Source organism: Neisseria sp. P0001.S005 (genome assembly GCF_051963715.1).
This window is the reverse complement of record NZ_JBQCTZ010000156.1, coordinates 1-8,160: the sequence shown is the minus strand read 5'-3', so window position 1 is coordinate 8,160 and position 8,160 is coordinate 1. Positions and strand designations below refer to the sequence as shown.

Sequence of the window (8,160 nt, the reverse complement as noted above, 5' to 3'; positions counted from 1 at the left end):
CGCGACCATTACCAAAACATCGGCAAAAACCTGCCCGGTTTCCGTCCGCGCGCTTCGCAGCGGGAAATGATTGCGGCTATTGCCAACGCTTTTTCGCGGACGTTGACGCGTGAAGAAGGCGAAGAAGCGCCTAAACGCGAGGGAGAGAGCATTGCCGTGATCGAAGGACCGACCGGCGTGGGTAAATCGTTGGCCTATCTTTTGGCCGGAGGCATCATGGCGCAAACGCGCGGCAAACGGCTGATTGTCAGCAGCGCGACGGTGGCTTTGCAGGAGCAGTTGGTTGACCGCGATTTGCCGTTTCTGGTCGAAAAAAGCGGTTTGGAGCTGACCTTTGCGCTTGCCAAAGGGCGCGGCCGTTATCTTTGCCCCTACAAACTCTATCAACTGACTCAAAACAACGCCCAGCAAAACCTGCTTGGTTTTGAAGCGCCGGAAGTGTTGTGGGACAGCAAACCCAAGCCGGAAGAATTGAACCTGCTGCGCGACATTGCCGATGAATTTTCCGCCCGCCGCTTTAATGGCGACCGCGACGCTTGGCCGGAAAAAATCGATGATACGATTTGGCTCAAAGTTACCAACGACCGCCACGGCTGCCTGAAAGCCGCCTGTCCCAACCGTGCGGAATGTCCGTTTTACCTGGCACGTGATGTCTTGGAAACTGTCGATGTCGTCGTTGCCAACCACGATCTTCTGCTTGCCGACATCAGCATGGGTGGCGGCGTGATTCTGCCTGCGCCCGAAAACAGTTTCTATTGCATAGACGAAGCGCACCACCTGCCCAAAAAAGCCCTCAGCCGCTTTGCCGCCGAACATTCATGGAATATTGCCGTTTGGACGCTGGAAAAACTGCCGCAGCTGACCGGCAAAATTGCCGCGCTTACCGATAAAGCCGAACTTGCCAACCTTGCCGACGAAGCTGCCACATCTTTGCTCGACAGTTTGCACGAATGGCAGTTCCATTTGGCGGAAGAGCCGTCTTTAAGTCTGGGGTCGTCTGAAAATGACAGGCGGAAACACAACGAACCGACTTGGTTGTGGGAAGACGGCAAAATCCCTGAAGGCCTGGAAACCACAGTTTCCAATACGGCCATTGCCGCGCGCAGCCTGCTCAAACATGTTGTCGGCTTGAACGATGCGCTTTCCGCCGCGCGCCGCGAAAAAGAGCAGGACGGTGCACTCCTCGACCGCCTGACCAGCGAGTTCGGCCTTTTTATCGCCCGTATCGAACAAATCAGTGCGGTTTGGGATTTGCTTTCCACCGTTCCCATTGAGGGCGAAGAGCCGTTGGCGAAATGGATAACCCGCCGTGCCGACGACAAAAACGACTACATTTTTAACGCCAGCCCCATCAGCAGCGCATCCCATCTTGCCAACAGCCTGTGGCGGCGCGCGGCAGGCGCGGTGTTGACTTCGGCCACCCTGCAATCGCTCGGTAGCTTCAACCTGATTTTGCGCCAAACCGGCCTATTATGGTTGCCCGAAACCACCACGCTTGCTTTGGAAAGCCCATTTAATTTCGATACGCAAGGCGAGCTGTATATTCCGCCGGTTCATGCCAGCCCCAAAGACCCTGATGCGCATACGGCCGCCATTGTCGAATGGTTGCCGAAGTTGGTTTCACCGGTTGAAGCCATCGGCACGCTGGTGCTGTTTTCCTCGCGTAAACAAATGCAGGATGTCGCCTTGCGCCTGCCTGACGAATACTTGCCGCTTCTGCTTGTGCAGGGCGAGTTGCCCAAGGCTGTTCTTTTACAAAGACACCATCAAGCCATTGCCGAAGGCAAAGCCAGCATTATTTTCGGCCTCGACAGTTTTGCCGAAGGCCTCGACCTGCCCGGTACGGCCTGCGTGCAAGTCATTATTGCCAAGCTGCCGTTTGCCATGCCGGACAATCCTATCGAGAAAACCCAAAACCGTTGGATTGAACAACGTGGCGGCAATCCTTTTATCGAAATCACCGTTCCCGAAGCCAGCATCAAACTGATCCAAGCCGTTGGTCGCCTTATCCGTACCGAACAGGATTACGGCCGCGTCACCATCCTCGACAACCGCGTCAAAACGCAACGCTACGGCCAACAATTATTGGCCTGTCTGCCGCCGTTTAAACGGATAGGGTAGTTGTGGATTGTTCAAAAGGTAAAGGCCGTCTGGAACCAAATGTTCAGACGGCCTTTTATTCATTTCAAGCTATAAATCCAATTTCATGACGGATACGGTTTCCCCGTTGTGCCAAGTCTGCGTGATTTCCTTCCAGCCGAACTTTTCATACACGGCCTGCACATCCGGCGTATAGAGAAACAGATACGGAAAACCCAGTTCGCGTGCTTTATCCAGACAAAACGAAACCAGCTGCCTGCCTACGCCCAAACCGCGAAACTGCTGCAAAACGAACACATCGCCCAGCCAATATTCGTATTCGGGAAAACACGCCATATCAAACCGCTTTAATGCCGCCGAACCCATCAGCCGCCCTTCGTTATCCACAGCCGCAAACGCCAGCGGCAAATTATCCCCATCGAGGCACTGCGCGTAATACGCACGGATTTTGTCTAGAGACGACCACGGCGCAAAATCGTGCCATTCCTCAAACAGCGCGAGGGCTAAAGGCTCGACAAATTCAGGCTTCAGACGGCATATGTTCATATCAGGTCCTCTTGTTGTACCGCATAGGGATAGTTTTCACAGTATAGGCCGTCTGAAAGGTTAACACATCTTAAAAAATCAGCGTAAAACACGATAAACTCGCCGCCAGCCCCATTCAAATCACTTATAATTCTGCCCATACCGCACACAAACAAAAGAAGCACACCATGGCCAAGAAATTTCCCATTTTCCCGAAAAATCCCGAGCGTATCTGCTGGGGTTGCGACAAATACTGCAAAGAAGACGATTTGCAATGCGGCAACGGTTGCGAGCGCATCCAACATCCTATCGAGTTGGACGGCCGCGACTGGTATAAAAAAGGCGACTGGAGCAATTTGTTGAGCGAAGAGCAGCAAATCGAACTTGGATTGAAAGAAGCGCCCAAGCCGGCCAAACCGCATATCAAGCTGCCTTTGAAAAACAAAACGGCTTAAACGGCATGCCGTAAACAAACGAAATAAAAAGGCCGTCTGAAACCTGAAAAACAGGGTTTCAGACGGCCTTTGCGTTGTCGGATTATGCCTTCACATAATGCACAAACGCGTATTCGATGCCTTTGGCGGAAACATGTTTTTCCCGAGAGGCTTCTTTCCATGTTTCTGTGGAAAACTCAGGAAAAAACGCATCGCCATCCACATCTAAACCGACTTCGGTCAAACGCAAATCGGTGGCAATCGGCAGGGCTTGTGCATAAATTTGCGCGCCGCCCATGATGATGACTTCTTCCGCATCCTGACACAAAGCCAGCGCATCTTCCAAAGAGGCTGCCGTTTGCGCGCCTTCGGCCTGATAATCTTGGCGGGTGATGACGATGTTTTGACGGCCGGGCAGCGGTTTGCACGGCAGCGACTCCCATGTTTTGCGGCCCATAATGACGGGTTTGCCGGTGGTGTAGGATTTGAAAAAGGCAAAATCCTCGGGCAAATGCCAAGGCATGGTGTTGTTGATGCCGATACAGCGGCGGGCGGCGTAGGCGGCGATAAGGGTGATTTTCGGCATGATGAAGTCCGTTTGCAAAATAAAATGATTATAGCGGAAGGGATGCTGGATTAACGGAATATCCGTTGTTTTAAAAATGTTTAATATTTATGAAATAGATATTTAAAATGCTTAATTTTGACAAAAATCATTTATTGTTTATTTTTTTAGGTATATGATAAATATCATACCAAATAAAAAGGAAAGGAAAAAATGATGAGAACCCTCCGCATTTCTGCTTTGACTGCTTCCCTGTCTTTGATGTTGGCTGCCTGCGGTGGCGCAACAAGCGGCTTGTCGAATGCCCTGACCAAACCGCTCAATCCGCATCCGAAAGGCGTGTTGTCCATTGAATTGAACGAATCTGTCCCTGAAAACGGTACGTTGGAGCTGACGGCCAACGGTAAAACGCAAACCCTGCAAAAAGGCAGCAAACTCGATACCGGCTTTTTGAAAACCGATAAAGTATCCTCTTACGACTACGCCCAAAAAATTAAGGTAAACGGCCAAGTCATCACTTTGGAAACGGGCGACTTCCAAGTGTATAAACAAAATTATTCCGCTGTTGCCGCGCGTTACGCCAAACAAAAAGCCGATGATGCGGGCAAGCTGCAAAACCTCGATACATACACATTCACCGTCGGCGAAGTCCAAGGCGATGAAACCGCTTACCGCAATTTGCCCAAACAAGGCAGCTATCAGTATTCGGGCATTGCGTTTAACGGCGATGACCGCAGCGGCCGTCTGAAATACACCGTCGATTTCGATAAAAAACAAGGTTACGGCAAAATCAGCAGCATGGCTTCCCACAATAATGTCGACCTGCTTGCCGCAGGCATTGCCAATAACAATGGTAAAGCCGCCATCAGCGGTAAAACCAGTTTGAATGGCGTGGAAAACGGCCGTTATGATTTGAAACTCTTCGGTCCGCAGGCTGAAGAAATTGCCGGTAAGGCGCAAATCAAAGTTGGCGATTCCACTAAAGAAATCGGTTTGGCCGGTAAGAAAGAATAGGAAACAAGGCAGTCTGAAAGGTTCAGACGGCCTTGTTGTGACAAAAAAAGCAACGGCTCAAACCGTTGCTTTTTTCATGCCAACTTAAATTACAGGCTGCCCAAGATAATGCGCAATACGCGGCGCAACGGCTCGGCAGCGCCCCACAAGAGTTGGTCGCCAACGGTGAATGCGCTGATGTATTCGCCGCCCATTTCCAGTTTGCGGATACGGCCGACAGGAACAGACAGCGTGCCGGTAACTTTGGCGGGTGTCAGCTCGTGTATGCTGGCTTCTTTTTCGTTAGGGATAACTTTCACCCAGTCGTTTGCACCTGCCAAGATGGCTTCGATTTCGGAAACGGGCAGGTCTTTTTTCAGTTTCAGGGTGAGGGCTTGGCTGTGGCATCGCATAGAGCCGATGCGTACGCACAAGCCGTCGATTACGGTCGGATTGTCGCTGCGGCCGAGGATTTTGTTGGTTTCCACGCCGCCTTTCCATTCTTCTTTGGACTGGCCGTTGCCCAAGTCCACGTCAATCCACGGAATCAGGCTGCCGGCGAGCGGTACGCCGAAGTTGGCTTTCGGATAGCCTTCGCTGCGCAGGAAATCGGACACTTTGCGGTCGATGTCGAGAATCGCGCTGGAAGGATCGGCAAGCTCGTCTGCCACTTTGGCGTGAATCGCGCCCATGCCGCTGATGAGTTCGCGCATGTTTTTCGCACCCGCGCCGGAAGCGGCTTGATAGGTCATGCTGGTTGCCCATTCGACCAAATCGTTTTGGAACAGGCCACCCAAAGCCATCAGCATCAGGGAAACGGTACAGTTGCCGCCGATGTAGTTTTTCACGCCGTTTTTGAGGCCGTTGTTGATGACGTTGCGGTTGACAGGGTCGAGGACGATAATCGCATCGTCTTTCATGCGCAGGGAAGAAGCCGCGTCAACCCAGTAGCCGTTCCAGCCGCTGTCGCGCAGGGGTTGGAAGACGGATTTGGTGTAATCGCCACCCTGACAGGTAACGATGATGTCCATTTTTGCCAATTCGGCAACATCGTTGGCATCCAACAATGTTTTGGCTGCCTGACCGAAATCAGGGGCAGCGCCGCCGACGTTGGAAGTGGTAAAGAAAAACGCTTCGGGAATATGGGCGAAGTCGTTTTCTTCTTGCATACGCTGCATCAAAACCGAACCGACCATGCCGCGCCAGCCGACGAAACCTACTTTCATGTGTTGCTCCTTGAGGAAAATCGTTAACAAAATTATGTATTGCGTAAAGGAAGTGTTTTAACGCCGTCTTAAGAAAATGTAAAGTTCTTTATCGGGATTTCTTTAAATATTGGCGTTTTTGGTGTCAGGACGGTAGAATCGGGGTCAGTTAAGAACAATTATCAGGAAGAAACATGGAAGAAAGAAATAACTATATCGGTGCGGCCGGTGTCGGCAGGTCTGACATTCAGGAAATCGAGGTAACGGTTGCCGGTGCCGGAGACAGGATACTTGCGGCCCTGCTGAACCAATTGTTTACCTTTTTGGTTTTGTTGGTGCCGTTTGTCGGACTGATTATCTTCGCCGTCAAGCATGAAGGCAGAATCGGCGACAGTGAGGAAATATTCGGACTGTTGGCAGGTATGGCATCGTTTTGGATCGGGTTGGCCGCCATTTTGGTTTATAGCGTCGTCCAAATCTACTATATGAGCAGGGATGGGCAGTCATTAGGTAAGAAAATTATGAAAATCAGGGTGTTAAAAACTGACGGACGTAATCCCGGTTTTGTCGGTACGGTTTTGGTACGCGAAATCGCATGGTCGGTTTTGGTTGCCATTATTGCTGCCATTATCGGTCTTATAGCAGGTGAAAACGGAGAAAGCGCCATCAACCTGCTGGCATTTCTTGCCAACTTTGTCCTGCTCTTCTCCGTCAAACGCGACCGCCGCACGCTCTACGATATGCTGGCCGATACGGTTGTTGTCAAATTACCGCCGCGCCGATAAATGGCTTTTTTGTGTTAAAATCAGCACTTTCCAACATAGGCCGTCTGAAAAATAGCTTTCAGACGGCCTTTCGACACGCTATTGATTCCATGAAAAAACACCTGTACCGCATCACGCTCGTCAGCATTGCCGTAGCCATTCTTGCCGCCTGTCCGAGCAAAAGCATTAAAAATCTTCCCGAAACCGACACCAGCGTTATAAAGGGTCCTGACCGCCCCACCGGTACACCTGACCCCGTCGGCACGATTGTGAGCGGGGGAGGAGCAAACTACACCGTTGTTTCCTACAACGAACTGCCGCACTGGGACCTCCAACACTTTACCAAAAGCCTGCAGTCTTTCCGTTTAGGCTGTGAAAAACTTAAAAACCGCCAAGGCTGGCAGGACGTTTGTATCCAAGCCATGCAAACGCCGGCGCACCATTTCCAAGCCAAGCACTTTTTCGAGCGCTATTTCACCGCATGGCGCGTCGATAACGGCGGCAATCCTGCCGGTACCATTACCGGCTATTACGAACCGGTCCTGCACGGCGACGACAAATCCACAAGCCAATCCCGTTTCCCTATTTACGGCATTCCGAACGATTTTGTTTCCGTTCCGCTGGCTGCAAACTTGAGGGGCAGCAAAGCGACCGTCCGCATCCGCCAAACCGGTCCAAACAGCGGCGTCATCGACAACAGCGGCGCATACACGGCCGACTTGTCCAGATTCCCGATTACAGCACGCAGCACCGCGCTGAAAGGCCGTTTTGAAGGCAGCCGTTTCGTTCATTACTACACCCGCAGCCAAATCAACGGCGGCGCGCTTAACGGCAAAGCGCCGATTTTGGGTTATGCAGATGATCCGGTCGAACTTTTCTTTATGCACATTCAAGGTTCAGGCCGTCTGAAAACCCCGTCCGGCAAATACATCCGTGTCGGATTTGCCGATAAAAACGAGCATCCGTATGTTTCCATCGGCCGCTATATGGCGGACAAAGGCTATCTGCCGCTGGGTCAGACCAGCATGCAGGGCATCAAGGCCTATATGAAGCAAAACCCCGGCCGCCTTGCCGAAGTTTTGGGGCAAAACCCAAGCTACGTTTTCTTCCGCGAGCTGACCGGCAGCGGCGATTCCGGCCCGGTGGGCGCATTGGGTACGCCATTGATGGGCGAATACGCCGGTGCCATCGACCGTCACTACATCACGCTTGGCGCACCATTATTTGTCGCCACTGCCCACCCGATCACCAAAAAAGCCCTCAACCGCCTGATTATGGCGCAAGACACCGGCAGCGCGATTAAAGGCGCGGTCCGTGTGGATTATTTCTGGGGTTATGGCGACGAAGCAGGCGAAGTGGCCGGCAAAATGAAAACCACCGGCTATGTATGGCAGCTCCTGCCCAACGGCATGAAACCGGAATACCGTCCATAAACAGCGGTTTTAAAAAAGGCCGTCTGAAACCAAGATTCAGGTTTCAGACGGCCTTTTTATTTCTATAAAAATGCGGCAGGTTTTAAAAACCTGCCGCGGTATGGGGACATACAGCTCGGACGGTAAGCCGGGTTCTGTCGC

General features: G+C 51.8%; 8 protein-coding genes. 5 read left to right on the top strand and 3 right to left on the bottom strand.

Annotation, left to right across the window (positions count from 1 at the left end; translation table 11 throughout):
* Window positions 1-2,121 (top strand): ATP-dependent DNA helicase DinG (gene dinG / locus ACTHSP_RS15160; RefSeq protein ID WP_440346372.1); only part of this gene is annotated, 2,121 nt, incomplete at its 5' end.
* 69 nt (window positions 2,122-2,190) lie between these two features.
* Here the strand turns inward: dinG and ACTHSP_RS15155 are convergent.
* Window positions 2,191-2,646: a GNAT family N-acetyltransferase gene (locus ACTHSP_RS15155; protein WP_371464858.1), complete on the bottom strand. Its 456-nt coding sequence runs from the start codon at window positions 2,644-2,646 to the stop codon at window positions 2,191-2,193.
* A 167-nt stretch (window positions 2,647-2,813) separates the two neighbouring features.
* Between ACTHSP_RS15155 and ACTHSP_RS15150 the strand changes: the two genes are divergently transcribed.
* A complete protein-coding gene (locus ACTHSP_RS15150) occupies window positions 2,814-3,080 on the top strand; it encodes a DUF3079 domain-containing protein (RefSeq protein WP_003686685.1) in 267 nt (88 codons plus the stop codon).
* 82 nt (window positions 3,081-3,162) lie between these two features.
* On the opposite strand, the gene ACTHSP_RS15145 is transcribed toward ACTHSP_RS15150, so the two are convergent.
* On the bottom strand, window positions 3,163-3,645 hold the full coding sequence (locus ACTHSP_RS15145; RefSeq protein ID WP_440346371.1) for a dihydrofolate reductase: 483 nt from the start codon (window positions 3,643-3,645) through the stop codon (window positions 3,163-3,165).
* A 195-nt stretch (window positions 3,646-3,840) separates the two neighbouring features.
* On the opposite strand from ACTHSP_RS15145, the gene ACTHSP_RS15140 reads away from it, so the two are divergent.
* Window positions 3,841-4,638 carry a factor H-binding protein gene (locus ACTHSP_RS15140; protein ID WP_440346373.1) on the top strand — a complete coding sequence of 266 codons (798 nt, stop codon included), beginning with the start codon at window positions 3,841-3,843 and terminating at the stop codon, window positions 4,636-4,638.
* An 89-nt stretch (window positions 4,639-4,727) separates the two neighbouring features.
* Here ACTHSP_RS15140 and asd read toward each other — a convergent pair whose 3' ends face one another.
* Window positions 4,728-5,843, bottom strand: coding sequence for an aspartate-semialdehyde dehydrogenase (gene asd / locus ACTHSP_RS15135; RefSeq protein ID WP_440346370.1), 1,116 nt, complete (start codon window positions 5,841-5,843; stop codon window positions 4,728-4,730).
* 173 nt (window positions 5,844-6,016) lie between these two features.
* Here asd and ACTHSP_RS15130 point away from each other — a divergent pair, with 173 nt between their 5' ends.
* Both ACTHSP_RS15130 and mltA read left to right on the top strand, forming a co-directional pair.
* Complete coding sequence (locus ACTHSP_RS15130; RefSeq protein ID WP_049351322.1) at window positions 6,017-6,607, top strand: RDD family protein; 591 nt, start codon at window positions 6,017-6,019, stop codon at window positions 6,605-6,607.
* Window positions 6,608-6,696: 89 nt separating this feature from the next.
* Complete coding sequence (gene mltA / locus ACTHSP_RS15125; RefSeq protein WP_440346369.1) at window positions 6,697-8,019, top strand: murein transglycosylase A; 1,323 nt, start codon at window positions 6,697-6,699, stop codon at window positions 8,017-8,019.
* The last annotated feature ends 141 nt before the right edge of the window (window positions 8,020-8,160 follow it).